Source organism: Rheinheimera marina (assembly GCF_042654345.1).
GTDB lineage: Bacteria > Pseudomonadota > Gammaproteobacteria > Enterobacterales > Alteromonadaceae > Pararheinheimera > Pararheinheimera marina.
In genome coordinates this window covers 1-24383 of record NZ_JBHSGB010000006.1, presented here as the reverse complement: position 1 = coordinate 24383, position 24383 = coordinate 1, and the positions used below count along the sequence as shown (strand labels likewise).

Sequence of the window (24383 nt, the reverse complement as noted above, 5' to 3'; positions counted from 1 at the left end):
ATGCAACTGATAGACGCTTTGCATCAGATGGTGAGCCGCGGTGCATCCGATATGTTTGTCACAGCGGGCCTGCCGGTGTCGGCAAAAATCAATGGTGAAATGCAGCCTATTGCGACAGAAGTGCTTAGTGCTGACGCATCGCTGGCGTTAGTAAAAGCCGCCATGACAGACAAGCAACAGCAACAGTTTGCAAAAGACAAAGAATGTAATTTCGCCATTGCCAATGAAGCCGGGCGTTTTCGGGTTTCGGCGTTTTGGCAGCGCGATCAGGCCGGTATGGTGGTGCGCCGTATCGTCACGACCATCCCGAAAGCGGAGGACTTGGGCCTGCCGACTGTGCTCAAAGACATCATTATGGCCAAACGTGGCCTGGTGCTGTTTGTCGGCGGCACAGGGGCAGGCAAATCAACCTCGCTGGCGGCATTGCTTGGTCACCGCAATCAGCAGGCGAGGGGACATATCCTCACCATCGAAGATCCGATTGAATTTGTGCATGAACATGGTCAGAGCCTGGTGACCCAACGGGAAGTAGGCATTGATACGGAATCCTTTGAAGCGGCGCTGAAAAGCTCATTGCGCCAGGCGCCGGACGTCATCCTCATTGGTGAAATTCGCAGCCAGGACACCATGGAATACGCCTTGTCTTTTGCCGAAACCGGCCATTTGTGTATTGCGACACTGCATGCCAACAATGCCAATCAGGCGATTGACCGTATTATGCACCTGGTGCCAAAAGAAAAGCATGGCAAGCTGTTGTTCGATTTGTCACTGAATTTACGCGCTATCGTTGCCCAGCAACTGGTGCCAACCGCGGATGGAAAAAAACGGGTGGCGGCGATAGAAGTGCTGCTGAATTCGCCTTTGGTGGCCGATTTAATCAAACGCGGCGAAATCGGCGAAATCAAAGCGGTAATGGCGAAATCTCGGGAGCTTGGGATGCAGACCTTTGACCAGGCACTTTATGAGTTATACAGCAGTGGTCAAATCAGCCAGAGTGACGCCTTGCACTACGCAGATTCACCTAATGATTTGCGCCTGATGATGAAACTGCAAAGTGGCCAGAGCGGCGCTGGTGGCTTGTCCGGCGTGACCATCGCAGGTCTGATGGACCGCTGAGCTGCCTCAGCTGGCCTGTGGACTGAGTACAGCCGGCACTGTGGCGCTCACAAAGGCAAAACGTGGCTTCAGGCCTGTCTCTGTTTGCACCTGCTCGGTAAACATAGTGACTGGCCGCACCCACAAGCCAAAATCACCATACAAGGCACGGTACAACACCAGCAGCTCGTCGGTTTCACTGTGCCTCACTGTATCAATCAGCTGGTAGTAAGGCCCTTTGTAATGCTGGTAGAGCCCGGCGCGCAGCTGGGCTGTGGCGGCTACGGTTTTAGTCATAAGCGCCACCATTTTCAAACCAGCTTTCTAAAATAAGCTTGGCGGACTGACTGTCGACTGCGTCTTTACTCAACTTGCGATAACCACCTTCGGCGAATAATTGTGAACGCGACTCTACAGTGGTTAACCGCTCGTCCTGGGTTTTTACCTGCATACCAAAACGGCCATGCAGCCGGTTGACGAACTTATGTACCCTGGCTGTTAAAGGCTGTTCGGTGCCGTCCATATTCAGCGGTAAACCCACCACCAGGTAATCCGGTTGCCATTCGTTGAGCAGCGCTTCAATCTGCTGCCAATTCGGAATGCCGTCATTGGCTTTCAGGGCTTTGAGTGGCGAGGCTGTACCTGTCAGGCTCTGACCGACAGCCACCCCGATACTTTTCGTGCCATAGTCAAAGGCAAGGACAGTCTGGCTCATCAGGCATGACCTGCCTGAGGGGATATTTGCCAGACATCAATGCCAAGCTTATGGGTCGCGCCTTGCCATTTTTCTGCGTGCGACAGTTCAAAAATAATCTGGTTGTCAGCCGGGATCACCAGCCAGCTGTTGTCGGCAATTTCCTGCTCCAGCTGTCCTGCACTCCAGCCGGCATAGCCCAGCGCCAGAATAAACTGCTGTGGGCCTTGTGCTGTGGTCAGGTTTTCCAGAATGTCCTTGGAGGTGGTCACCATCAGGCCATTGTTCAGCTGCATGCTGCTGGCGTAACCTTGCTGCGGTGAGTGCAGCACAAAACCGCGGTCATTTTGCACCGGACCACCTGCGCAAACCTGTGCTTTGGCTGCTTTGCTCTGTGGGTCGAACTCAATTTGCAACTGAGACAATAAGTCCGCCACAGTGACCGACATGGGGTGGTTAATCACGATGCCCATCGCACCTTCGGCATTGTGCTCGCAAATATAAGTCACGCTGCGTTTGAAGTTAGGATCTTCCAGCGTGGGCATAGCGATTAATAAATGGTTTTGCAGATTGTCCATACTACCTCGGACTTAATGTTGGGCTTTCTGGCTTAACAGTAGCTCAATCTGGTCAAATAGCATGCCGGTAATGCTGACCGGGAATGCCGCTTCAATTTCTCGGATACAGGTTGGGCTGGTCACATTAATTTCGGTCAGTTTGTCACCGATAATATCCAGACCAACAAAAATCAGCCCTTTGGCCTTGAGTGTGGGACCTACCGCAAGCGCAATAGCCCAATCCGACTCGGACAAAGGTCTGGCTTCGCCGCGGCCACCAGCAGCCAGATTGCCACGGGTTTCTCCTGAGGCTGGGATACGGGCCAGGCAATAGGGCACCGGTTCGCCATTAACCACCAGCACACGTTTGTCGCCTTCGGTAATTTCAGGAATGTAACGCTGTGCCATGGCATAACGGCTGCCGTGTTCGGTCAGGGTTTCGATAATCACGCTGACATTGGCGTCGTTTGGCTTTAAGCGGAAAATAGAGGCACCGCCCATACCATCCAGAGGTTTGAGGATCACATCCTGCTCTTGCTGATAAAACGCCTTCAAACGGGCCGCATCTCGGGTAACCAGGGTTTTCGGGGTAAACTGTGAGAACCAACTGGTGTACAACTTTTCATTGGCGTCACGCAGGCTTTGCGGCTTATTGACGATGAGCGTGCCTTCGTCTTCAGCCCGTTCCAGAATGTAGGTGGCGTAAATGAATTCGGTGTCAAACGGTGGGTCTTTGCGCATCAGGATCACGTCTAAGTCGCTTAACGCGATGTCCTGACTGCCGCCAAAATCGTACCAGTGCTCGGCATTTTGCTGCACAGACAACAAGCGACTGCGGGCTCGGGCCTGGCCATCAGACAAATACAAGTCGGCCATTTCCATATAGTGCAGCTGATAACCACGGCTTTGCGCCTGCAGCAACATGGCGAAGCTGGAGTCTTTTTTAATATTGATGGCGCTGATGGGGTCCATCACGATACCGAGTTTAATCATTCTTTGTTCCTTGTTGTCTGCTGTGTGGCCGGTTTCAGGCCAGATCGCCAAATTGCAATTGCAGTGCACTGATGGCCGTCAAAGCTGCAGTCTCAGTCCGTAACACCCGAGGCCCCAAGCGCACGGGCAGAAAACCAGCTAGCTTTGTCTGAGCGACTTCGACGTCACTGAAGCCTCCTTCAGGGCCAATGACCAGCCGGATTTGTTGGCTGCCACTGATGGTTTTAATGGTGGCGTCAGTCCATGGATCCAAGGTCAGCTTTAAATCTTTTGTTGGTTGTGCCAGCCAGTCTTTCAGCTGCAAAGCACGATGGATAGTGGGAACGACACTGCGGCCCGATTGTTCACAAGCCGAAATCGCCATTTTTTGCCACTGCTCTGTGCGTTTATCCAATCGCTCGGCGTCCAGTTTGACGCCACAGCGCTCGGTAAAGAGGGGGGTAATTTCGGTAACGCCCAGTTCGACCGCTTTTTGGATGACAAAATCCATCCGGTCGCCACGCGAAATGCCCTGACCTAAATGCAGGGCTAAGGGCGACTCCACCGGGTTCGCTGTTTGGGCGGTGCAGAGCACATAAACGGCTTTTTTCTCGACACGGCTGATCTGACAGTCGTAGTTCTGGCCATCACCATTAAACAGCTGCAGGGGCTGCCCTGCGGTCATTCGTAACACCCGGCCTATATGATTACTGCCGTCCTCAGACAGCGCAAACTCGGTGTTCAGCGCAATGGAAAGATCGTGATAAATACGGGGGATACGCATAAGTCATCCGGCAAACTTCGTGATGCTCTATGGTAGCAGTCTGTGCGGCAGTTGAATATGCCAGCAACCCCGGCTGCTGGCATTATAAGCGCTTTAAATTGAGGCGATTAGGGCGCTGGGTAGACGTAGCTGGCGCCTATACCCAGCGGCAAACCAAGGCTCCAGTACAGAATTAAAAAGCTGGTCCAGCAAATCAGAAAACTAACTGAATAAGGCAACATCAATGCCACCAGCGTGCCGATACCGGTCGATTTGACGTACTTCTGGCAAAATACCACGATTAACGGAAAATAAGGCATCAATGGCGTGATGATATTGGTGGACGAATCGCCCACCCGATACGCCGCTTGGGTTAAGTCAGGCGAAACGCCAAGCTGCATCAGCATCGGCACCAGCACGGCACCAATCAGCGCCCATTTGGCAGACGCCGAACCAATGAGTAAATTCACCACAGCGGTCAGCAACACCAGGCCGACCAGATTCACCGCCATCGGGAAATCCATCTGCTGCAGGAAATTAGCACCTTTGATGGCCAGTAATGCGCCCAGATTCGATTGACCAAAGGCATAGATAAACTGGGCACAGAAAAACGCCATCACTATGTAGTAACCCATGCCACTCATGGCTTTGGTCATGCCCTGAACCACATCGCGATGGTTACTGACCTTGCCGGAGACGTAACCGTACACAATGCCAGGCAGCAGGAAAAACACAAAAATGAGCGCCACAATGGATTGCATCAGTGGCGCGGAAGATGCGGTCAAATCACCATTCGCACCACGCCAGGCTGAATCAGCCGGCAGCGCCGTGACTACCAGCGCCACTGCGGCCAGCAGCATCGACAACAACGCAAAACGCAGGCCTTTGCGCTCATTGTCGCTGAGCGGATCCATGCTTGGCAGTTGCTCTTTGTCACCGTCAATCACAGTGCTCTGTAAGCGGGGTTCCACGACTTTGTCGGTTAAAAACCAGCCCAGCAGCACAATCACCACCACAGATGCGGTGGTGAAGTAGTAGTTGTTCAATGGGTTAATCACCAGGCTGGCGGCCGCAGGATCGGCAGATAAACGGGCAGAAGCCTGGGTCAGGCCTGCCAGCAGTGGGTCAAGACTGGAAGGCACCAACAGGGTGGCAGCAAAGCCGCCAGATACGCCGGCAAAAGCGGCGGCGATACCGGCCAGCGGGTGACGACCTGCGGCATAAAAAATAACGGCGCCCAGTGGGATCACCAGCACATAGCCTGCATCGACCGCCACATGGCTCAGGATACCGACGGCTATCAATACCGGAGTCAGTAAATGTTTGGAGGTGACCGCTAAAATACCGCGCAGTGCAGCATTGATAAAGCCTGTGTATTCAGCCACCCCCAGACCCAGCATGGCGACCAGCACAACCCCTAGTGGTGGAAAGCTGACAAAAGTGGCAACGATTTTCGCCATAAATTCTGTGAGGGAGGAGGCCGCCAGCAAATTGTTAATTTGAAACGCCTGGCCTGTGCGCGGATCAATGTCTGTGAATTCAACGCCAGACAAAGCCCAGGACAGCAGCCACACTAAGGCCATTAACAGTGCAAATAAGATGGCCGGATCCGGCAATTTGTTACCAATACGTTCTATTGCATTCAGGCTTCGGTTTAGCCAACTGCTGGTTTCTGTGGGGGACTGGGTGGTCACAATTGCTCTCCATTTCATGTTGCCTGAGGCAACTTGTTGTTATCAATGCAGATGTTACCTTAACCAGTTGTTGGACACAGGTAAATAGACGGATGTTGGTAATCTGAGTTGTGGTTAGGCTCATTCCAACTTTTCAGGCTAAAAGGTGCATGACCTGTTTGTCCGTTTTGTGCTGTCATTGGACTATGGTGCAAAGCTAACTTTTGATTGTTTCTTGTAAATCAATTGTTTAATGTTTGATTGTGGGATAGCTACTCACTATTATTTTTACATAATTTTAAACAACGGAGTGTGTGATGGAATTAACTTTAAGCCAACTGCGGCAAAGCTTTGAACAAAGAACAAACCGTTCTATGTCGATGCCGCTGGCTGGTACCCTGTTTTGGTCTGTAGTCCTGGGTTTGAGTTTTGTTTTACCTTTTAATACCACCCTACTGGTGATGTTGTTTGGCTCGGGTTGTATTTTTCCGCTGGCGTTGTTATTTGCCAAATTGCGTGATGAAGACTTTTTTATGAAAGGCCACAGTTTAGGTAAGCTGATGTTAACCGGGGTCATTATGGCGAACTCACTCTGGGTGTTGCATATCATCTTGCTGTTCGTTCAGCCGAAACTTGTGCCTTATAGTCTCGCCTTGGGTTTAGCTATTCACTGGCCTTTATACGGCTGGATTATTCAGCACAGTTTGGGTTTGCAGCATTTATTTATGCGCGCTTTTGGCCTTTTTGCTGCGTTTTTATGGTTGCCGCTGAATTCAATTACGGCGGCAGCTTTAGTCACTGTCACTTGCTATCTGATTACCCTGGTGCAAATGCAGCGACGTGTGGTTGCGCTTAGCTGATCCCGAGTTGTTATTGGGATAGAAGGGCGTAAGGTTATTTTATTCAAAATCAATGAATTATAAGGCTGATACTTACCCCCACCTGAGGTTCTGATGCAACTATCGGTGAAGTTTCACTACAGTTCACCGATGGCGCCGCAGATAAAAAAAGGGAGCAGAAGCTCCCTTTTAGATTGATGGTGGTGCTATTACAGACCGGCATCCGCACGCAATGCGTCGGCCTTATTAGTTTGTTCCCACGGGAACTCATTACGGCCAAAATGACCGTAGGCCGCCGTACCTTTGTAGATTGGGCGTTCCAGGTCCAGCATTTCAATCAGGCCATAAGGGCGCAGGTCAAAATGACGGCGAACCAGTGCAATCAGCTGCTCTTCGCTCAGTTTGCTGGTGCCGAAAGTTTCAACGCTGATTGAGGTTGGATCAGCTACACCAATGGCATAAGACACCTGAATTTCACAGCGGTCAGCTAAACCTGCGGCCACGATGTTTTTCGCTACATAACGGGCTGCGTAGGCTGCTGAGCGGTCAACTTTTGACGGATCTTTACCAGAGAAGGCACCGCCACCATGACGCGCCATACCACCATAGCTGTCAACGATGATTTTACGACCGGTCAAACCGCAGTCGCCCATAGGGCCACCAATCACAAAACGGCCTGTCGGGTTAATAAAGAATTTGGTGTTGCTGGTCAGCCATTCTGTTGGCAGAACTGGCTTGATGATATGTTCCATCACGGCTTCACGCAGGTCGGCTGTCGAAATGGTGTCGCAGTGCTGAGTGGACAGGACCACCGCATCAATACCGACTGGCTTGCCATCTTCGTAGACAAAGCTCAGCTGAGATTTCGCGTCCGGGCGTAACCAGGGCAGGGTGCCATCTTTACGCACTTTTGCCTGTTGTTGCACCAGACGGTGAGAATAGGTAATAGGAGCCGGCATTAACACGTCGGTCTCGTTACTGGCGTAGCCGAACATCAGGCCTTGGTCACCAGCACCTTGCTCACGTGGATCTTTTTTATCCACACCCTGGTTGATGTCAGGAGACTGTTTGCCGATAGCGCTTAATACGGCGCATGAATTGGCGTCAAAGCCCATATCTGAGTGAACATAACCAATGTCACGAATAGTGCTGCGGGTCAGCTCTTCAATATCAACCCAGGCGGACGTGGTGATTTCACCACCCACTAACACCATGCCTGTCTTGACGAAAGATTCGCAGGCAACACGGGCTTTCGGATCTTGTTCCAGAATGGCATCCAATACCGCGTCAGAAATTTGATCGGCAATTTTATCCGGATGTCCTTCAGAAACAGATTCAGAGGTAAAAATGTGTTGTGCCATTTACGTTTTCCACATGTTGGTTGTTAATGCGCCAGGGCGCTGTATTTTGGGGCCGGTATTCTAGAGAAAGCGAACGCTGAATTCTAGTTTTTTTTGCCGCCCGGACGTCTTTCATGCTAAATGTCTCTTTATATCGCCATAGCTCCGGAAAACTCCAGCAGCAAAGGGATTTATATTTGCGCTTTGGGTGTGGCTCTGTGAAAATACCGCCAGCTTTGGGCTTCCATGTAAAAAAACAGAAGTCATATAAAAAAACAGAAATGAACCCATCAAACTGCCAGTGCACACTCAAGATCGCTTTAAAAGAGCAGTACTAGTTTTGTATATATGAATTTCAGCCCCCCTTGGATCAAAGTGAACACAAATAAGATAGCAGGAGAGAAGATGCCGTCTCGCAAACAACTGACCAATGCCATTCGTGCTTTGAGTATGGACGCAGTACAAAAAGCGAAATCAGGTCACCCGGGCGCCCCTATGGGCATGGCCGACATTGCCGAAGTGTTATGGCGTGATTATCTGGTACACAACCCGCAAGACCCTAGCTGGCCAAACCGTGACCGTTTCGTGTTGTCGAATGGTCATGGCTCGATGTTGCTGTATTCTCTGCTGCATTTATCAGGTTACGAGCTGTCAATTGATGACTTAAAGCAATTCCGTCAACTGCATTCTAAAACACCTGGCCATCCTGAGTATGGTTATGCGCCTGGTGTTGAAACCACCACAGGCCCATTGGGCCAGGGGATTACTAACGCTGTGGGTATGGCGATTGCAGAAAAAGCACTGGCCGCTCAGTTTAACCGTGACGGTCATGCCATTGTTGACCATTATACCTATGCCTTTTTAGGCGACGGCTGCCTGATGGAAGGCGTGTCGCATGAAGCCTGTTCATTGGCCGGCACGTTGGGCCTTGGCAAACTGATCGCTTTCTGGGATGACAACGGTATTTCCATCGACGGCCATGTTGAAGGCTGGTTTACCGACAATACGCCTGCACGTTTTGAAGCCTATGGCTGGCACGTGATCCCGGCAGTGGATGGCCACAATGCCGATGCTGTTGCTGCTGCTATTGAACAAGCCCGTCAGGTCACTGACAAACCAACGCTGATTTGCTGTAAAACCGTCATCGGTTACGGCTCACCGAATAAATCTGGCTCGCACGACTGCCATGGCGCTCCATTAGGTGATGCTGAAATTGCGGCATCACGTGAGTTTTTACAATGGCCATACGCACCTTTTGAAATCCCGGCTGACATCTATGCACAGTGGGATGGCAAAACCAAAGGCGCGGCAGCGCAGCAAAGCTGGAACGCCAAATTTGCGGCTTATGCCGAAGCGTACCCTGAACTGGCTGCTGAACTGAAACGCCGCAGTTGTGGTGAATTACCGGCCGACTGGGCTGAAAAATCTCAGGCCTATATTGAACAGCTGCAGGCAAACCCACAGACCATCGCCAGCCGTAAAGCGTCGCAAAATGCATTGAATGCCTTTGGTCCTTTATTGCCTGAATTTATGGGGGGTTCTGCTGACCTGGCTGGTTCTAACCTGACCATTTGGTCCGGCTCGAAAGGGTTAACCAAAGAAGACGCCAGCGGTAACTATGTATTCTACGGTGTGCGTGAATTTGGTATGTCGGCCATTATGAACGGTATTGCGCTGCACGGCGGTTTTATCCCGTACGGTGCCACCTTTCTGATGTTTATGGAATACGCCCGCAACGCGGTGCGGATGGCTGCGCTGATGAAACAGCGGGTGATTTTTGTTTATACCCACGACTCCATTGGTCTGGGCGAAGACGGCCCGACTCACCAACCTGTGGAACAGTTGGCTGCCTTACGTGTGACGCCAAATCTGATGAACTGGCGTCCTTGTGACGCGGTGGAGTCTGCCGTGGCCTGGCAGGCGGCGATTGAACGTACTGAAGGGCCAAGCACTTTGATTTTCACCCGTCAGAATCTGGTTCAGCAACCTCGCACTGCGGCGCAACTGGCTGCGGTACGCAAAGGTGGTTACGTGCTGGTGGATTCAGAAAAATCACCTGAGCTGGTGCTGATTGCCACAGGTTCAGAAGTGGAACTGGCTGTGCAGGCGCAAAAACAACTGGCGGCCAAAGGTTACCAGGTGCGTGTGGTCTCTATGCCATCGACGGACGTGTTTGAAGCACAGGACGCTGCCTACCGTGAAGCCGTGTTGCCTGCTGCAGTAACCAAACGTGTTGCCGTCGAAGCAGGTATTAAAGACAGCTGGTACAAATATGTCGGTCTGACCGGTAAAATCATCGGTATGGACAGTTTTGGCGAATCGGCGCCGGCTGAACAGCTGTTTGACTACTTCGGTATAACCACAGCAGCTGTTGTGGCTGCCGCTGAAGAACTTCTGGCCTGACGGCTGGTGTAAGGGGCATGCGTGCCCCTTTTGTTTATTGAAGGAGCCGGTTTTACCAGCATGACAATTCGGGTTGCTATTAATGGGTTTGGCCGCATTGGCCGTAATATTCTGCGGGCCTTGTATGAAAGTGGTCAACAGCAGCAGGTTCAGGTCGTCGCAATCAATGAATTGGCCGATGCCAACGGCATTGCGCATTTATTAAAATACGACACCTCACATGGCCGCTTTGCACATCAGGTTGAGTTGGATGGCTCCCGACTGAAGGTTGATGGCAACAGCATTCAACTCTTTAGTCAGGCTGATCCTGCCCAACTGCCTTGGGCAGAGTTGGCAATTGACGTGGTGTTGGAATGCACAGGTGTATTCCATACCCGGGAAGACGCCTTATTGCATCTGGCTGCAGGTGCAAAAAAGGTGCTGTTCTCTAACCCTGCTACTGCCGATACTGATATAGACGCTACCGTTATTTTTGGTATTAACCAGCAGTTGTTAACCGACAGCATGACGGTTGTTTCTGCCGGCAGCTGCACCACAAACTGCATTGTCCCTGTGCTGCAGGTGTTGGATGACGCCTTTGGTGTAGAAAGCGGCACCATCACCACTATTCATGCGTCAATGCACGACCAACAGGTGATAGACGCCTATCACAGCGATTTGCGCCGGACCCGCGCCGCCAGCCAGTCGATAATTCCGGTTGATACTAAGCTTGCCCGAGGTATTGAGCGTATTCTGCCGCATCTGGCCGGGCGCTTTGAAGCAATAGCGGTCAGGGTACCCACCGTCAACGTGACCGCGATGGATTTAAGTGTGACGTTGCATAAGGATGTGGATATTCAGCAAGTGAACCAGGTACTGCAGCAAGCCAGCGAAGGTGGCTTACGGGGTATTCTGGATTACACCGAAGAACCTTTAGTGTCGGTCGATTTTAACCACGACCCTCATTCGTGCATCGTCGATGGCTCGCAAACCCGGGTCAGTCACAAGAAATTAGTCAAATGTCTGGTGTGGTGTGATAACGAATGGGGTTTTGCCAACCGGATGATCGACACCGCCAGAGCCATGATGAATAGTTAAAACCACAAAGTTCAAATCACAGGAGTTAGTGTATGTCCGTAATTAAAATGGCTGATCTGGATTTGCAGGGGAAACGTGTCCTGATCCGCGAAGATCTGAATGTGCCGATCAAAAACGGCAAAGTCAGCTCAGATGCACGTCTGAAAGCCGCCATCCCAAGTATTGAACTGGCCTTGCAGAAAGGCGCAAAAGTGATGGTGTGTTCGCATTTGGGCCGTCCGGAGGAGGGCGTATATGCGGAGGAGTTTTCCATGGCTCCTGTGGTGGATTATCTGAATCAGGCGCTGACTGTGCCTGTGCGCCTGGTCAAAGACTATCTGAACGGTGTTGAAGTGCAAGCCGGTGAAGTAGTGGTGTTTGAAAACGTACGCTTCAACAAAGGTGAAGGCAAAAATGACGAAACGCTGTCAAAGCAGTTGGCCGCTTTATGTGACGTCTTTGTGATGGATGCTTTTGGCACTGCTCACCGTGCACAGGCCACCACTCATGGTGTGGCTCAGTTTGCGCCTGTGGCTTGCGCTGGCCCGTTACTGGCTGCTGAGCTGGATGCCTTGGCGGCGGCGCTGAAGAACCCGAAACGCCCATTGGTCGCTATTGTGGGTGGCTCAAAAGTGTCGACCAAATTGACCGTATTGGACTCTCTGTCAGGTATTGTGGACCAACTGATTGTGGGTGGTGGCATTGCCAATACTTTTATCGCTGCCCAGGGCTACAACGTCGGCAAGTCCTTAGTCGAAGCGGATTTAATCCCCGAAGCGAAGCGCCTGATGGCCCAAGCCGAAGCCCGTGGTGGTTTTATTCCGGTGCCTACCGACGTTGTGACAGGCAAAGCCTTTGCTGAAGATACGCCAGCGACAACCAAAGCCGTGTCAGCCATTGAGTCTGATGATATGGTATTTGATATCGGGCCTGACAGCAGCAAAGCGCTGGTCGACATCTTAAAAAATGCCGGCACCATTGTATGGAATGGTCCGGTCGGCGTGTTCGAGTTTGCCAGCTTTGAAGCCGGCACCAAAGCCTTGTCTGATGCCATCGCACAAAGCGAGGCGTTTTCTATTGCCGGTGGCGGTGACACTCTGGCTGCGATCGACAAATATGCAGTAGCTGAAAAAATTTCATATATCTCAACAGGTGGTGGGGCCTTCCTTGAATTCCTCGAAGGGAAGACACTACCAGCAGTGGAGATTCTGGAACAACGAGCAAAACAATAATTAACATTATCGGCAGTACAGTCCGGGTATAACTTGATCATCTGAAGATGACGCCGGACTCTGCCATACCTTAACCCTTACCCTACAAAATAAGAGAGGACTTATGGCTCTGATCTCTATGCGTCAAATGCTGGACCATGCAGCCGAATTCGGTTACGCAGTACCAGCTTTTAACGTGAACAACCTGGAGCAGATGCGTGCCATTATGCTGGCGGCTGATGCGACGGACAGCCCGGTGATTGTGCAGGCGTCAGCCGGTGCCCGCAAATATGCAGGTGCGCCGTTTTTACGTCACCTGATCCTGGCGGCGGTGGAAGAGTTTCCACATATTCCGGTGGTGATGCACCAGGACCATGGTACTTCCCCGGCAGTGTGCCAACGCGCCATGCAATTGGGCTTTTCATCGGTGATGATGGATGGTTCTTTGCGTGATGATGGGAAAACACCCGCTGATTACGCTTACAACGTAGATGTAACCCGTCGAGTTGTGGAAATGGCGCATGCTTGTGGTGTATCCGTAGAAGGCGAATTAGGTTGTTTAGGTTCGTTGGAGACTGGAGCTGCCGGTGAAGAAGACGGCATTGGCGCTGACTGTGTATTGAGTCACGACCAGATGCTGACCGATCCGGAAGAAGCTGCTCAGTTTGTCAAAGCGACCGGTGTTGATGCGCTGGCTATTGCCTGCGGTACATCACACGGTGCTTACAAGTTCAGTCGACCGCCTACAGGAGATATTCTGGCGATTGACCGGATTAAAGAAATTCACGCGCGTATTCCAAACACGCATTTGGTGATGCATGGCTCCTCGTCAGTCCCGCAGGACTGGCTGGCCATTATCAATGAGTACGGTGGCGCTATCCCGGAAACTTATGGCGTGCCGGTCGAACAAATACAGGAAGGGATTAAACATGGGGTTCGTAAAATCAATATTGATACGGACTTACGTTTAGCATCTACCGGTGCCATTCGTCGTTTTATGGCGCAACACCCGGCGGAGTTTGATCCCCGTAAATATTTGCAGGAATCAGTCAAAGCGATGGCTGATATTTGTAAAGACCGTTATCAGGCGTTTGGTACTGCCGGTCACGCGTCAAAAATTAAAGCCATTTCACTGGAAAAGATGGTCACTATGTATGAGTCTGGTCAACTGACTCAGAACATAAAATAAGCAAAATGGTTAGTATGCAGTTAATGGAATAATTGCAACATTTTGCCAAGTCCGAACAAAGGGTCAAATAGCCTTTTTGTTGCAACAAAACTGTCATCGTGGATTGCCTTGGTTATATTGACAATCCGCGGTTTTGCTGCAATGATGCGGGCGGTTTACCCTTTAACCAGGTCATATTTTGTAACAAAAATGACCTTCCTAAAACAGGTTACGTTAATCAGCAATTATTGGTTGGGAACTATGTCTAACAATAACATTCGTAAGAGTCTGGTTGCCTCTGCTCTGTTCGGAGCATTTGCAATGGCCAGCACTTCAGTCGCCGCAGATCCACTGGTGGAATTGCACAAAGCCGGTCAGCAAAACATCCGTGCTGCAGTTCAGTCTCAAGAAAAAATCAACAACATTTTTGACCAAAGCCAGGAGTTACTGGCCGAGTACCGTCAATTAGTTGAACAAACTGAAAACCTGAAAGTATACAACGACCACGTTGCCCGTCTGGTTGCTGATCAGGATGCTTCTTTAGCTTCTCTGGACAAACAAATTGGTACTATCGAAGGTACCAAGCAAGGTATCGTTCCACTGATGTACCGTATGATCGATACACTGGAAGCTTTCATCAAAGCAGATATGCCAATCGACCTGCACAAGCGTTTAGAGCGCATTGAACGTCTGCGTGCTGTTATGTCGAACTCTTCTGTGAACACTTCTGAGCAATACCGTTTGGTATTGGAAGCCTACCAAATCGAAAAAGATTTGGGCACAGCTCTGGTTACTTACACTGATAAGCTGAATGCAGGTGGTCAGGAAATCACTGCAAACTACGTTTACGTAGGCCGTGTTGCTCTGTTAGCCATGTCTCTGGACGAAAAACACGCCTGGATGTGGAACAAAACATCTGGTCAGTGGGAAGAGTTAGGTCCTGAGTACCTGGATTCCACTAAAAAGGCAATTCGTGTAGCGGGTAAACAAGCTGCCCCAGAACTGTTAAAACTTCCAGTGATTGCAGCGGAGTAAGAATAAATGAAGAAAGTGTTTAAAGGTTTAATCGTTGCTGCTGCAGTAACCTTGTCTGCTGGTGTGTGCTTAAATGCCGCCGCTGACACCGCTAAACTGGACCAGCTGCTGGAACAAGTAAAAAAAGACCGTACTGCTGAAGGCCGTATCAATCAACAACGTGAGCAGGAATTCCTGTCTGATCGTGCTGACAAGCAAGCGCTGCTGAACAAAGCGAAAGCTGAATTCTCTGCAGAAGAAGCTCGTGGCCGTAACCTGACTAAAGCTTTTGCTGATAACGAAACCAAGCTGGCTGCCAAAGAGCAGGAGCTGGTCAATGCTCAGGGTACTCTGGGTGAAATGTTCGGTATCGTTCGTGGTGCAGCCACTGAAACTATTGGTGGTATCGCTACTTCTAACATCAGCGCTCAGTTCAAAGGCCGTGAAGACCTGCTGAAGAAACTGGCTGATGCGAAAGAACTGCCAACTATTTCTGAACTGGAAGAACTGTGGATTGCTCTGCAGACTGAAATGACAGAATCTGCCAAAGTTGCTAAGTTCGAAGGCAGCGTAACTGCTTTGGACGGTAACGCAGCTCCAGCTCAAGTGACTCGTGTAGGCGCATTCAACCTGATTTCTGACATCGGTTACCTGGTATACAACGCAGACACCAAAGAAATGCAACCTCTGGTTAAACAACCTGAGTCTTACATTGTTGCTGATGCGCTGAACTTCAAAAACGCCTCTGCTGGCACAGTAGCTCCAGTGTTTGTTGACCCAACTGGTGGCAACTTACTGCGTTTGAAAACTCAGGAAGCAACTCTGGAAGAACAGTTCCACCAAGGTGGTACTCCGGGTTATGTAATCACTGTGTTATTGATTATCGGTCTGTTAATTGGTGCTGTTCGTTGGGCATCTCTGACTGCTGCTGGTGCAAAAATCAAAGCTCAGTTGAAAAACGTCAACAACCCAACTGCTGACAACGCCTTGGGCCGTATCCTGAAAGTTTACCATGACAACAAAAACGTTGACGTGGAAAACCTGGAACTGAAACTGGACGAAGCTATCATGCGTGAGACTCCGTCTATCGAAAAAGGTATCGGTATCATCAAACTGATCGCTGCTGTAGGTCCTCTGCTGGGTCTGTTAGGTACAGTTATCGGTATGATCGGTGCGTTCCAGGTAATTACCCTGCACGGTACTGGTGACCCGAAAATCATGGCCGGTCAGATTTCAATGGCACTGGTAACTACAGTTCAAGGTCTGGTTTGTGCTCTGCCTCTGCTGTTTATTCACTCTCTGTTACAGAGCAAATCAAACTCAATCCTGCACATTCTGGATGAGCAAAGCGCTGGTATCATCGCTGCTCATGCGGAGAAGGAGAAAGCTTAATGCATGGCCTGATAGAGCTTTGGGAATCTGTCAGGGATTTTATCGCGACCGGCGGTGATGTACTTTATGTAGTTGCCGCAGTCCTCTTCATCATGTGGGTATTGATGATAGAGCGTTGGTGGTTTATCGCACGAGAGTATCCAGCCATGCGTGACAAGATCATTGCTGACTGGAATGCTCGTGAGGACACCACCTCATGGTATGCGCACAAAATCCGTGACGCTTGGGTATCAGAAGCCACGACATTGTTGAATAGTCGTATGAATGTAATCAAAACCTTAGTAGCCGTCTGTCCAATGGTCGGTCTGCTGGGTACCGTAACAGGTATGATTGCAGTATTCGAAATTATGGCGATGGTAGGGACTGGTAACCCACGTTTGATGGCGTCTGGTATTTCAATGGCAACAATTCCGACAATGGCCGGTATGGTTGCTGCGTTATCAGGTGTATTCGTAACGTCTAAATTGGAAGGTAAGGTGCGCGCGGCCGTTCACGAGCTGGCGGACAGCATGCCTCATCATTGATAGAGAGTAATTTATGGCACGTAAAACTAGACGTGAAGCCGAAGAAGCAGCGATTGACTTAACGCCTATGCTGGACGTTGTATTCATCATGCTGATCTTCTTTATCGTAACCACTTCTTTCGTTAAAGAGGCTGGTATTGACGTAAACCGTCCTAAAGCAGCTCAGGCCACCAAAAAGCCATCTGCAACGATTTTCGTTGCTATCCGGGCCAATGGTGAGATTTGGTTGGATAAGCGTGCGGTTGACGTTGAGCGCGTAGGCGCGACAATCGAGAAACTGTTAGCTGAGTCTCCAACTGATACTGTAATCGTTCAAGCTGATAAAGAAGCGAAGCACGGTGTTGTGGTTTCTGTAATGGACCAGATCAAACTGGCTGGTATCGATAAGATCTCGATTGCAGCATCGGAGAACTAATATGGTACGGTTATTACTATCACTGGTGCTTGGTGCGGTAATAACGTTTTTCCTGTACGTATTGATGGCATTCCTGATCGGCGGGGATGATATGTTCACCAATGCACAAAAGGAACAAATCGTTATTGAGATCAACACGACGCCGCCTGAGTCAAAAGCTCAGACACGGCAGCGTGTTCCGCCACCGCCACCACCGCCACCACCGCAGCCACCTAAGGCTCCGGTAGCTGAACCTAACCAGTCAAACACTGGTGGTGCTATTGCTTTCAACATGCCTTCAGTGGATGTTGGTGGTGCCAGCACTGGTTTAGGCGACCCTTCATCAGCAATGATGCGGGATGGCGATGCGACTCCGATTGTTCGTATCGAACCTAAATACCCTGTGCAAGCTGCACGTGACGGTATTCAAGGCTGGGTAAAAATGCGTTTCACCATCCTGGAAGATGGTAGTGTTGGCGAAGTTGAAGTCGTTGATGCTGATCCGAAACGCGTATTTGACCGTGAAGCGATCCGCGCTCTGAAACGCTGGAAGTACACTCCGAAAGTAGTGAACGGTAAAGCAGTTCAACAGCCAGGCATCGTTGTACAGTTAGACTTCTCTTTAGATCAGAGTGGAGGTTAATCGGATGAAAAAATTAACATCTATTGCTTCGGCTCTTGTTGTGATGACCGCTTTTGGTATCACTACATTGGGAAGTTACGCTGTTGCGGCCCCGGACTTCGCTAAAATTGAAGCCCGTAAAAACCAAAAGTCTCAGGCTGTTGGTGAAAAAGTTGGTAAAGCCATAGGTAAAGCCTATGAGCTTTATGGTCAGGAAAAACTGACAGAAGCTATTGCAGCCTTAAACGGCGTTGAAAGCAGCAATACTTTTGACCAGGCTTATCTGAACCGTTTCCTTGGTAACATGTGGGCGGCGAAAGACGAGAAGAAAGCAATCGGTTATTTACAAAAAGCCATTGCACCTGACGTGCTGAGTTTTACTGACCACGCTGCTGCGTTACGCCTGTTGGCTGACTTGCAGTTAAGCGATAAGCAGTTCAATCCAGCTATCAAAACTTATAACCAGTGGTTAGATTTTACTGGCGAAAAAGACGCAAACGTGTACTTACGTGTTGCTAGCGCCTATATGGAAACCAAACAGTATACCAAGGTTATCGAGCCTGCAGATTTAGCAATAGCTGCGCAGGATCCAACGAAGCCAAACGCTGGTCCATATACGTTGAAGTTCTCTGCTTACTACGAGCTGAAGAACAACAAAAAGGCGATCGAGGTATTGGAAACTACAGTCAAGTTATTCCCAAGCGAAAAACGCTGGTGGACTTACCTGGCTCAGTTCTACAGCCTGGAGGAGCAATACGAAAAGGCATTGGTAACGTTAGAAGTGGCTAACAAGCAAGGCATGTTAGAAACTGAAAACGAGTACAAGCTGTTAGCTCAGCTGTACGCCAACGCCAACGTACCTTATAAAGCTGCCAGCATTCTGGAAAAGCATGTGAAGTCAGGCCTGATCAAAAAGGAAAAAAATATCCTGAATAGCATGGCCAGTTCATTCCAGAACTCGCGCGATATGGTCAAAGCGGCACAGTACTATGGTGAATCGGCCAAATTGGATAACGATGGCGATGCTTATCGTCGTCAAGGTTCATCACTGATCCTGGCGGAAAAATACGCTGACGCAGTGACTGCATTAAACAATGCAATCAACGCTGGTGTTAAAAACCAGGGCCAAGTGTACTTAAGTTTGGTAGAAGCTTATTTCTATCAGAATAAGTTCCGCGATGCGTATCAGGCAGTGCAAAAGGTCAAGTCTGACGCCAAATTAGGTCGTCAGGCGGCAGCATGGGAATCTTACATTAAAGAACGCGCTTCGAAGAAGGGCATCAATCTGTAAGTTCTTGCCAGTTAAAAAACCCCGCTAAGCGGGGTTTTTTTATGCTTGTTATTTGGTATTGGGGAAATTTGTTCAGGGCAGGGTGGGGCACATATTTTGCTGTAAATGGCCAACAAATTAGCAGTTAGTTTAAAAAATGCCCGAACGATCAAGGTGTTCTAAAAAACTGTTGACACTATTGGCCCCTCCCCCTAGAATTCGCAGCGTCTTGTGGGGGAATGCTGAAACGCAGAAGCCACGACTGGTGTGGGGCTATAGCTCAGCTGGGAGAGCGCTTGCATGGCATGCAAGAGGTCAGCGGTTCGATCCCGCTTAGCTCCACCAAATTTAAGATTTTAGTTTGTCCGTCCCTTTCGTCTAGAGGCCTAGGACACCGCCCTTTCACGGCGGTAACAGGGGTTCGAATCCCCTAAGGGACGCCACTAAAATCTGATGACTTGTTTGCCTGGTCCCTTTCGTCTAGAGGCCTAGGACACCGCCCTTTCACGGCGGTAACAGGGGTTCGAATCCCCTAAGGGACGCCAAGCGCTCAAGTCAATTTAGTTCAGATATGTGTCCCTTTCGTCTAGAGGCCTAGGACACCGCCCTTTCACGGCGGTAACAGGGGTTCGAATCCCCTAAGGGACGCCAATTCTGAACAGCACGATTTTCCAGTGTCCCTTTCGTCTAGAGGCCTAGGACACCGCCCTTTCACGGCGGTAACAGGGGTTCGAATCCCCTAAGGGACGCCACTTCAGAACGACCTTCTGCTGTGGGGCTATAGCTCAGCTGGGAGAGCGCTTGCATGGCATGCAAGAGGTCAGCGGTTCGATCCCGCTTAGCTCCACCAAACTCTATTTTTCAATTCTGACAAAAAAGCGACCATCGGCCGCTCATTTATGTTTGTTTACAGTTTTATTCTAGACTTTGCACCTTGCTCAGCATTAAATCAGCAATAACTGGTTGAGCTTCTAGGTTCGGGTGTAGTCCATCTGCTTGCATCCATTCTGGCTTTAACGCTATCTGTTCCATAAAAAATGGCCAGAGCTGAACCTTTGTTTTAGTCGCTATGTTGCCATACAACTCGGTAAAACCTTTGGTATAACGTGGTCCATAGTTGGGCGGGATGCGTATTTGCATTAACACCGCCTGAGCCCCTGATTGTTGCACCTGGCTAATGAGCGCAGACAGGTTCTGCTCCAACTGAGGCAGAGGGAAACCACGTAAACCGTCGTTTGCTCCCAGTTCAATGAGGACAACGTCAGGTTGGTGCTCAGTGAGCAGAGCAGGTAAGCGGGCCAGGCCTCCGGCTGAAGTTTCTCCACTAATACTGGCATTTACCAGCTTGTACTCACTTTGTTGTTCGGTCAGTTTTTTTTGTAACAAATTGACCCAACTTTGGCTTTGACTCAGGCCATAGCCAGCACTTAGGCTGTCACCCAGAATAAGCATGGTTTTAGCTTGCGCGGGCAGGCAAAGACAACACACCAACCCTAATACAGAAATAAGACGACTCATGACAACACCTACTTCAGATCTCATTGCGACACAGTTAACTAAAAAGGTGCAGTTATCCGAAGGAACACTGACCATAGTTCAGGATATTAACCTGAGTATCCCGGCAGGTGCCAGTGTTGCCATTGTCGGTGCGTCCGGTTCAGGCAAATCAACGTTATTAGGGCTGTTGGCCGGGCTTGATACCCCAAGTTCCGGCGAATGTTTCCTGAATGGCCAGCCCCTGCATCAGATGACAGAAGATGAGCGGGCGGCATTAAGGGCGAAAACTGTCGGTTTTGTATTTCAGCAATTTCTGTTGTTGCCAAGTCTCACGGCACTGGAAAATGTCACCTTACCTGCTGAACTGGCGGGCATGAGGGAGGCCAGGCAGCGAGGGTTGGAATTACTTGAACAAGTTGGGTTATCACACAGAGCCGATTTTTATCCAGGCCAGATGTCTGGCGGGGAGCAGCAGCGCGTCGCCATTGCCCGAGCTTTTATCACTAACCCTCAGGTGTTGTTTGCGGACGAGCCTTCGGCGAATCTGGACAATGCAACGGGTAGTAAAGTGGAAGACTTACTGTTTCAGCTCAATAGCCAACAAGGCACTACCTTGGTATTGGTAACCCACAACGACGAGCTGGCACAGCGTTGTCAGTTCAGGTATCGGATGCATGCCGGTCAGCTTACTGTGGTTAGTTCAGAACAAAGTGAGGCGCAGCGTCATGTGGGGTAAATTAGCCTGGCGGTTATTTTGGCGTGAGCTTAGACGCGGCGAACTATGGGTCATTGCCTTCGCGTTATTTCTGGCTGTGCTGACTGTGGTCAGCCTGGCGGGCATTACTGAATCAGTTCGTGCGGCACTCTACCAACGCAGCGCCAACTTTGTCGCTGCGGATAAAATCCTGCGCTCATCGGTCGGTTTTAATCCAAAGGTGCAGCAAGCTGCTGATCAGTTGGGGCTAGCTTCTGCCCAGCAGCTGCAATTTAACTCTATGGTGTTTGCTGGCGACCAAATGCAATTGACTGCGGTCAAAGCTGCCTCTGATCAGTATCCGCTGCGCGGCACACTTGAACTGGGAACCAGCCCAACCGGTGTGATCCCAGGGTTAAAGCTTTCGCCAGGTCAGGTGTTTGTTGAAGAGCGCTTATTCAATTTGTTGCACCTGAAGCTGGGCGATGAATTGGAATTGGGAGCATCCCGCTTGCAGGTTGGCGGTTTTATTATTAATGAACCTGATGCGCCTTTAAGCGTGTTCGGCGGTCAACCCCGCTTATTGATGCATATAGATGATGTCGCCGCAACCCAGGTGGTTCAGCCAGGCAGTCGCATCAGTTATCGTCAGATGTTTGCCGGCTCGCCACAAAGCCTGGGGCAATTGGAGCAACAAACGGACACTGTGCTGGGTCCGCAGGACAAATGGCAGACGATGGACCGGCAATCGGCGATAGGAGGTGCTGTCGACCGTGCTGAGCGTTTTTTACTGCTGGCCGGACTGCTGGGTATTGTACTGGCTGCTTGTGCAGCGGCCGTTGCCGCCAGCCGCTACAGTCAGCGCCATAGGCGCTCGGTGGCGGTGATGAAAGCCTTGGGTGCTGGGGTAGGGCTGACCCGTAAGCTTTACAGCAGTCATCTGGCGCTGGTGACCTTTTTTAGTGTGGCTGCAGGCTTGGTGTTGGGGCAGCTTGCCGTTGAATTGAGCCAGTTTGGTATCCGCTACTATTTACCTGAATACGAAGCACAATTTAGTTGGCGTCCTCTGGGTCTTGGCGTACTGACGGCGCTGATTTGTGCACTGTTGTTTTCGGCCCGGCCCTTATGGCGTCTTGCTGCAGTGCCAGCGTTGAATGTCTTAAGGCAGCAACACGAAGGGATGAAACTGGACCCTATCCATCTGCTCAGTGGCGCTGTCGCCATTTGGGCGCTGATGTGGCTGTTCAGTGATGACGTATTTTTAAGTACCGCCTTGTTTTTACTTTGTGCTGTATTTGCGGCGGTACTGATGGGTTTTGCCGCTTTGATGGTAAAAATTGCCCGGCCTATGGCAGCAGGGCAAAGCAGTGCGTTGAAACTGGCATTGGCGAATTTACGCCGACGTTTGTGGCCCAACGCATTCCAACTGATCACCTTTACGCTGGCGTTGTTTCTGACGCTGCTGTTGTATTTCTTGCGTGCTGAGCTGCTGGAGCAGTGGCAACGCCAGGTGCCGCAAGGGGCGCCGAATCAGTTCTTGGTCAACCTGACCGCACAGGATAAAACACAGCTGGAGCAGATAGCCGCCAAAGAGCAGCTCAGTCTGACTGGCTTTTATCCAATGGTTCCTGGCCGGGTGCTGGCCGTCAATGGCGAGCTGTTTCGCGACGAGGCGAGTAAAGAAGGTCCGGAGCGACGCGAAGGGGTAGGTCGTGAGTTGAATCTGACCTGGGTCAGCGAACTGCCGGAAAACAACAGAGTGACCTCAGGGCAGTGGTTTGCATCGGACAGCCAGGCCGAAGTGTCGGTGGAAGCTGAACTTGCGCAGCGGTTGCAGTTGAAACTGGGCGATGTACTGCAGTTTTCTATTGGCGGTCAGCTGTTTGACGCCAAGATCAGCAGTATCCGCACCGTTGACTGGAATAACCTGCAGCCGAATTTTTATATGATCCTGTCGCCGGATCTGATGCAAAACTTCCCAGCCACTTACATTACGGCGTTTTACTTAGCCCCTGAGCGGCAAGAGTTGCTAAACCAATTAGTCCGGCAATTCCCGACCGTCAGTGTGATTTCTGTCGACGCCATTCTGAAACAAGTGAATGACATTATCGCGCAGGTCTCGGTGGCGCTTAGCTTTATCCTGATCCTAGTTGTGGCCGCTGCCGTGCTGGTACTGGTGGCTCAGGTTCAGGCGACGCTGGAACAACGTGAGCAGGAGCTGGCAACACTTCGCACCTTAGGAGCCAGCTCTGTGTTTTTACGCTCAGCTATGCTGTTGGAGTTTGCTGCTTTAGGTGCACTGGCTGGGCTTTTTGCCACGGCGCTGGCAGAGCTCCTGTTGGCTATGGTGCAACAGCGTTTCTTCGAACTGAGTTACAGTCCAAACTGGACCTTGTGGTGGTTAGGTCCGGTCGCAGGCATTGCGTTGGTGACTTTGCTGGGGGCTTGGCAGCTCAGGGGTTTATTGCGTTTACCTGGCAATATACTGCTGCGGCGCGCGCTTCAAAACTGAAGCGCAGCCAAGGCGTCTTTCAGTGCGGTATAACGGAATTGAAAGCCAGCCTGCAGCAAACGCTGCGGCTGGACATTTTGTCCAAACAACAGTAAATCCGCCATTTCGCCAAATAACGCCCTGACAACAAATGCAGGCAGTGGTAGCCTGGCCTTTCGGCCGAGCCGAGCGGCCAACAACTGACTGAATTGCTGGTTGGTGACGGGCCTTGGAGCTGTAGCATTAAAAGGGCCACATAACTCTGAATGGGTGAGCAGATAATCTATCAGCGCGACCATGTCATCCAAATGCACCCAGGACATATACTGCTGCCCTGTGCCAATAGCACCGCCAAGCCCCAAACGAAAAGCCGGTAACATTTTGGCTAATGCGCCGCCCTCAGAACTGAGCACCAAGCCGGTTCTGAGCAGGCAAACACGGGTACGGTCACTGGCTGCTCTGTTGGCAAGATTTTCCCAACGCGCACAGACATCATGGCTGAACTCAGGGTAAAAGGAGCCATGTTGCTCAAAGACTGGTTCTGGCCCTTGTCGGCCGTAGAAACCAACAGCTGAGCCGCTGATGAGAACTGCAGGAGGCCTGCTGGCCTGCTGGTGCATGCTTCGGCTGATTCCGATCACTCATTTCGGTCCAATCCGATCACCCATTTCGGTTTAATCCGATCGCCTATTTCGGTTTTATCCGATCACTTTT

General features: G+C 50.6%; 23 protein-coding genes and 6 tRNA genes. 20 read left to right on the top strand and 9 right to left on the bottom strand.

Translation table 11 applies throughout. The features are described 5' to 3' along the window. Positions 1–1116, top strand: a complete 1116-nt coding sequence (locus ACFO3I_RS06040) for a PilT/PilU family type 4a pilus ATPase (protein WP_377332566.1) — start codon at positions 1–3, stop codon at positions 1114–1116. Positions 1117–1122: 6 nt separating this feature from the next. Here ACFO3I_RS06040 and ACFO3I_RS06035 read toward each other — a convergent pair whose 3' ends face one another. From ACFO3I_RS06035 to ACFO3I_RS06010, 6 genes are all read right to left on the bottom strand, one after another. Beyond that, positions 1123–1392: a DUF1653 domain-containing protein gene (locus tag ACFO3I_RS06035; protein ID WP_377332564.1), complete on the bottom strand. Its 270-nt coding sequence runs from the start codon at positions 1390–1392 to the stop codon at positions 1123–1125. After that, a complete protein-coding gene (ruvX, locus tag ACFO3I_RS06030; protein ID WP_465269135.1) occupies positions 1385–1810 on the bottom strand; it encodes a Holliday junction resolvase RuvX in 426 nt (141 codons plus the stop codon). Before ruvX ends, ACFO3I_RS06035 begins: the two co-directional genes overlap by 8 nt. Next, a complete protein-coding gene (locus tag ACFO3I_RS06025; RefSeq protein ID WP_377332563.1) occupies positions 1810–2367 on the bottom strand; it encodes a YqgE/AlgH family protein in 558 nt (185 codons plus the stop codon). The genes ruvX and ACFO3I_RS06025 overlap by 1 nt, the downstream gene beginning before the upstream one ends. A gap of 12 nt (positions 2368–2379) precedes the next feature. Next, a complete protein-coding gene (gene gshB / locus ACFO3I_RS06020; protein WP_377332561.1) occupies positions 2380–3339 on the bottom strand; it encodes a glutathione synthase in 960 nt (319 codons plus the stop codon). Positions 3340–3373: 34 nt separating this feature from the next. Next, positions 3374–4102, bottom strand: coding sequence for a 16S rRNA (uracil(1498)-N(3))-methyltransferase (gene rsmE / locus ACFO3I_RS06015; protein WP_377332559.1), 729 nt, complete (start codon positions 4100–4102; stop codon positions 3374–3376). 107 nt (positions 4103–4209) lie between these two features. Then, entirely contained in the window at positions 4210–5775 is a 1566-nt protein-coding gene (locus tag ACFO3I_RS06010) for an AbgT family transporter (RefSeq protein ID WP_377332557.1), read from the bottom strand. 296 nt (positions 5776–6071) lie between these two features. Here ACFO3I_RS06010 and ACFO3I_RS06005 point away from each other — a divergent pair, with 296 nt between their 5' ends. Then, positions 6072–6614, top strand: a complete 543-nt coding sequence (locus tag ACFO3I_RS06005) for a DUF7010 family protein (protein WP_377332556.1) — start codon at positions 6072–6074, stop codon at positions 6612–6614. 188 nt (positions 6615–6802) lie between these two features. Here the strand turns inward: ACFO3I_RS06005 and metK are convergent, their stop codons facing one another. After that, a complete protein-coding gene (metK, locus tag ACFO3I_RS06000) occupies positions 6803–7954 on the bottom strand; it encodes a methionine adenosyltransferase (RefSeq protein WP_377332554.1) in 1152 nt (383 codons plus the stop codon). Positions 7955–8338: 384 nt separating this feature from the next. Between metK and tkt the strand changes: the two genes are divergently transcribed. From tkt to ACFO3I_RS05920, 16 genes are all read left to right on the top strand, one after another. After that, complete coding sequence (tkt, locus tag ACFO3I_RS05995) at positions 8339–10336, top strand: transketolase (protein ID WP_377332551.1); 1998 nt, start codon at positions 8339–8341, stop codon at positions 10334–10336. A gap of 60 nt (positions 10337–10396) precedes the next feature. Then, the gene (gene epd / locus ACFO3I_RS05990; protein WP_377333441.1) at positions 10397–11413 is read left to right on the top strand and encodes an erythrose-4-phosphate dehydrogenase; all 1017 of its coding nucleotides are present in this window, start codon (positions 10397–10399) and stop codon (positions 11411–11413) included. Between the two features lie 32 nt (positions 11414–11445). Beyond that, the gene (locus tag ACFO3I_RS05985) at positions 11446–12624 is read left to right on the top strand and encodes a phosphoglycerate kinase (RefSeq protein WP_377332549.1); all 1179 of its coding nucleotides are present in this window, start codon (positions 11446–11448) and stop codon (positions 12622–12624) included. 103 nt (positions 12625–12727) lie between these two features. Continuing rightward, positions 12728–13792 carry a class II fructose-bisphosphate aldolase gene (gene fba / locus ACFO3I_RS05980; protein WP_377332547.1) on the top strand — a complete coding sequence of 355 codons (1065 nt, stop codon included), beginning with the start codon at positions 12728–12730 and terminating at the stop codon, positions 13790–13792. Positions 13793–13834: 42 nt separating this feature from the next. Then, positions 13835–14806: a DUF3450 domain-containing protein gene (locus ACFO3I_RS05975; RefSeq protein ID WP_377332545.1), complete on the top strand. Its 972-nt coding sequence runs from the start codon at positions 13835–13837 to the stop codon at positions 14804–14806. Between the two features lie 6 nt (positions 14807–14812). After that, the gene (locus tag ACFO3I_RS05970) at positions 14813–16177 is read left to right on the top strand and encodes a MotA/TolQ/ExbB proton channel family protein (RefSeq protein ID WP_377332542.1); all 1365 of its coding nucleotides are present in this window, start codon (positions 14813–14815) and stop codon (positions 16175–16177) included. After that, on the top strand, positions 16177–16701 hold the full coding sequence (locus ACFO3I_RS05965; RefSeq protein WP_377332540.1) for a MotA/TolQ/ExbB proton channel family protein: 525 nt from the start codon (positions 16177–16179) through the stop codon (positions 16699–16701). Before ACFO3I_RS05970 ends, ACFO3I_RS05965 begins: the two co-directional genes overlap by 1 nt. 13 nt (positions 16702–16714) lie before the next feature. Continuing rightward, on the top strand, positions 16715–17116 hold the full coding sequence (locus ACFO3I_RS05960) for an ExbD/TolR family protein (protein ID WP_337840902.1): 402 nt from the start codon (positions 16715–16717) through the stop codon (positions 17114–17116). 1 nt (position 17117) lies between these two features. Continuing rightward, positions 17118–17738, top strand: coding sequence for an energy transducer TonB (locus ACFO3I_RS05955; protein WP_377332538.1), 621 nt, complete (start codon positions 17118–17120; stop codon positions 17736–17738). 4 nt (positions 17739–17742) lie between these two features. Then, a complete protein-coding gene (locus ACFO3I_RS05950) occupies positions 17743–19008 on the top strand; it encodes a tetratricopeptide repeat protein (RefSeq protein WP_377332536.1) in 1266 nt (421 codons plus the stop codon). A 248-nt stretch (positions 19009–19256) separates the two neighbouring features. Beyond that, a tRNA-Ala gene (locus ACFO3I_RS05945) sits at positions 19257–19332 on the top strand. A 22-nt stretch (positions 19333–19354) separates the two neighbouring features. Continuing rightward, positions 19355–19430 (top strand) — tRNA-Glu (locus ACFO3I_RS05940). A gap of 26 nt (positions 19431–19456) precedes the next feature. Further along, positions 19457–19532: transfer RNA gene (locus ACFO3I_RS05935), tRNA-Glu, on the top strand. A 30-nt stretch (positions 19533–19562) separates the two neighbouring features. Continuing rightward, positions 19563–19638, top strand: a tRNA-Glu gene (locus ACFO3I_RS05930). Between the two features lie 25 nt (positions 19639–19663). Next, a tRNA-Glu gene (locus ACFO3I_RS05925) sits at positions 19664–19739 on the top strand. Positions 19740–19761: 22 nt separating this feature from the next. Then, a tRNA-Ala gene (locus ACFO3I_RS05920) sits at positions 19762–19837 on the top strand. Positions 19838–19902: 65 nt separating this feature from the next. Here the strand turns inward: ACFO3I_RS05920 and ACFO3I_RS05915 are convergent. After that, positions 19903–20505, bottom strand: coding sequence for an arylesterase (locus ACFO3I_RS05915; RefSeq protein WP_377332534.1), 603 nt, complete (start codon positions 20503–20505; stop codon positions 19903–19905). Here ACFO3I_RS05915 and ACFO3I_RS05910 point away from each other — a divergent pair. Both ACFO3I_RS05910 and ACFO3I_RS05905 read left to right on the top strand, forming a co-directional pair. After that, entirely contained in the window at positions 20504–21220 is a 717-nt protein-coding gene (locus ACFO3I_RS05910; protein WP_377332532.1) for an ABC transporter ATP-binding protein, read from the top strand. The genes ACFO3I_RS05915 and ACFO3I_RS05910 overlap by 2 nt on opposite strands. Next, positions 21210–23690, top strand: coding sequence for an ABC transporter permease (locus ACFO3I_RS05905; RefSeq protein WP_377332530.1), 2481 nt, complete (start codon positions 21210–21212; stop codon positions 23688–23690). Before ACFO3I_RS05910 ends, ACFO3I_RS05905 begins: the two co-directional genes overlap by 11 nt. On the opposite strand, the gene ACFO3I_RS05900 is transcribed toward ACFO3I_RS05905, so the two are convergent. Next, entirely contained in the window at positions 23681–24310 is a 630-nt protein-coding gene (locus ACFO3I_RS05900) for a TIGR01777 family oxidoreductase (RefSeq protein ID WP_377332529.1), read from the bottom strand. The genes ACFO3I_RS05905 and ACFO3I_RS05900 overlap by 10 nt on opposite strands. Positions 24311–24383: the final 73 nt, after the last annotated feature.